Source organism: Mycobacterium sp. (genome assembly GCF_036488105.1).
In the GTDB taxonomy this organism is placed as follows: domain Bacteria; phylum Actinomycetota; class Actinomycetes; order Mycobacteriales; family Mycobacteriaceae; genus Mycobacterium.
Genome location: NZ_DASXHW010000124.1, coordinates 1 through 2,130, shown reverse-complemented (window position 1 = coordinate 2,130; position 2,130 = coordinate 1). Strand labels below are relative to the sequence as shown.

The window sequence follows — 2,130 nt, the reverse complement described above, 5'->3', positions numbered from 1 at the left end:
TGACGGCTACCTGTCGCCGGAGAACAGTCTGCTGGTGCTCGACCTCGGGTGGCTGACCGTCGGGACTGCCGACGTCGCCGACACGGTCATGCACATCTGGGTGACCAAGCTGCTGATCAGCCCGCCGTGGGGCGTCGTTCGTTACGCCGCCGCCGCAGCCGCCGATGCGATCACCGACGTCGCGGAGCTGCACCGTCGGCTGGTGCCCGGCGACATGCCGCCGATTGCCGAGTGGGACAGTGCCGCCCGGGCTGCCCGCTCCGTCAGTGAGACATCGGAGGGCGCCGAACTCTACGCGGTACGGGCAGCGACGCAATCGACCTCACTCGTGGAGACCGACGACTGGGACACCCTGGATGCGGTGACGGGCAACGCATTGCGTGCGCACCGGCTGGCAAACGGCGAAGCCGGAGCTGCCCGGATCTTGGAGGTCACTCGCAACGCCATCCGCTCGTGGCGGCGCCTCGCCGGGTTGAGCGTGGTGGGCAACGACCCCATTCCGGTTGCCGGCGTCCGGCGGCGCAAAGTCGTCGCGGCCTGAATCAGTTCTGCCGGTGGCTGTCTCGCCGTAGCCTCAGCGCCCGGGTGATCGCGGCGGTTGTCGCGAGCAACGCCATCACGGCGAGAATGATCTGCGAGCCGCCAAACCCGACTGAGGTCAACAGCAGCGGCAGGCCAAAGCCGATGTACGTCAGCGCATAAAACGCGCCGGTCAGCATGCCTCGGACATGTTGTGGCGCCGCGGCTTCCAAGTCGATCAAGCCCTCGCGCAACGAAAGCCCAGATGCGCAGCCGAGGACCAGCATCAACGCAATGCTCATCGCCGGCGTCATCGTCGGCGGCGTCACCGCGATCGCCGCATAGCCGAGCCCAGCCAGCGCCGCACCGATGGTGCCGGCGCGCGGGCCCCACGTCCCCAAGCGGGCGATGATCTGGATGACTCCGCTCGAGCCGTTGACGATCAGGGCCGCAACACCCGCGGCGATCGGAGCCGCGAGCCCAGTGTGAACTCGGGCCGGAATGGTGATGAATCCCAATGTCGCCGAAGCGAACACCCAGGGGGCCAACGGCATGGCCCAACTCAAGGCGCGCGTGCTCGAGAGCCTCGATGTCGTGGCGGTTAGCGCGTCGCCTGCGGCTACCGGCGCCGACTCTGCCGTGCCGCGTGCGGCTGCGAGCGTGACCGCCATCGCCACCACGACCAGGGCCGCGGCCACCGCGAACGACACCTGGACGCCGAAATCCCCCGCCCCGGCGATCAACCCGCCGGCGAGTGGTCCGATGGCGAACCCGGCGATCAGCACGGCGCCGGCGGTGGCCGCACCGGCTGGACCTTTCAGGTCGGAAGCCCACGCGGTGCCGGAGGTCATCGCCAGACCCACACCAACGCCGACGATCAAACGTCCCGCCAGCAAAACGTCGGGTTCCTGGGAAAGCAGCATTGCAACGGTGCCCACCACAGCGGTCGCCGAACCGGCCAACGCGACGGCCTTGCGTCCGAGCACATCCGAGGCCCGCCCGCCAATGAGCAGGCCGGGCAACAGCCCCACCGCGTAGATACCGAAGATCGCGTCGAGCGTCGACGTGCTGAGGTGCTGGCGATCGCTGATAGCGGGCATCAAGGCGACGAAATGGTTGGCGACCCATCCGGTGACCAGCAGGACAGCCAAGACGGCGCCGAACTCGACGTTCGCACCGGCCGGCGCCGAGCGCGGCCGCGGCAGCAAGCCCGTTGACCCATCCGCCGAGATCATGGACGCCATTCCTCCTCGCAGTCGTGATCAGACACGACCACAACGCCTGGAAAGTTATTCCCGGCCGGACGGCGATTGCAACGCATTTAACTCGAAGTTCAGGTCCGCGGTCAGCTGCTACCGACGCTGATGCAGCCCGAGCAGCCGACAGTCGGCTCTATGATGCGCACGTGGCAACCAGCGGCGATGCGCTCACGTACACGCCGGCGCCCGGCAAACCCGCACTCCTGTTGGGCGCCTTTGACATCGCCAGTGTGGGATATGTCGCAGAGGAATTTTTCATCTCGGGGTCGGCATCGTCCTACGGTGCCGCGGCGGAACTCACCCCGGATGGCCGGTGGAGTGTGTCGCCGGCCGCAGCCGTCGACTACACCAC

3 protein-coding genes are annotated in these 2,130 nt (G+C 67.7%); 2 read left to right on the top strand and 1 reads right to left on the bottom strand.

Features of this window, described 5'->3' with window-relative positions; genetic code table 11:
• Positions 1–541, top strand: a 541-nt coding sequence (locus VGH54_RS06625; RefSeq protein WP_331511144.1) for a hypothetical protein, incomplete at its 5' end; no start/stop codon positions are given.
• A gap of 1 nt (position 542) precedes the next feature.
• On the opposite strand, the gene VGH54_RS06620 is transcribed toward VGH54_RS06625, so the two are convergent.
• On the bottom strand, positions 543–1,754 hold the full coding sequence (locus VGH54_RS06620) for an MFS transporter (RefSeq protein WP_331511143.1): 1,212 nt from the start codon (positions 1,752–1,754) through the stop codon (positions 543–545).
• A 170-nt stretch (positions 1,755–1,924) separates the two neighbouring features.
• Here VGH54_RS06620 and VGH54_RS06615 point away from each other — a divergent pair.
• Positions 1,925–2,130 (top strand): alpha/beta hydrolase domain-containing protein (locus VGH54_RS06615; RefSeq protein ID WP_331511142.1); only part of this gene is annotated, 206 nt, incomplete at its 3' end.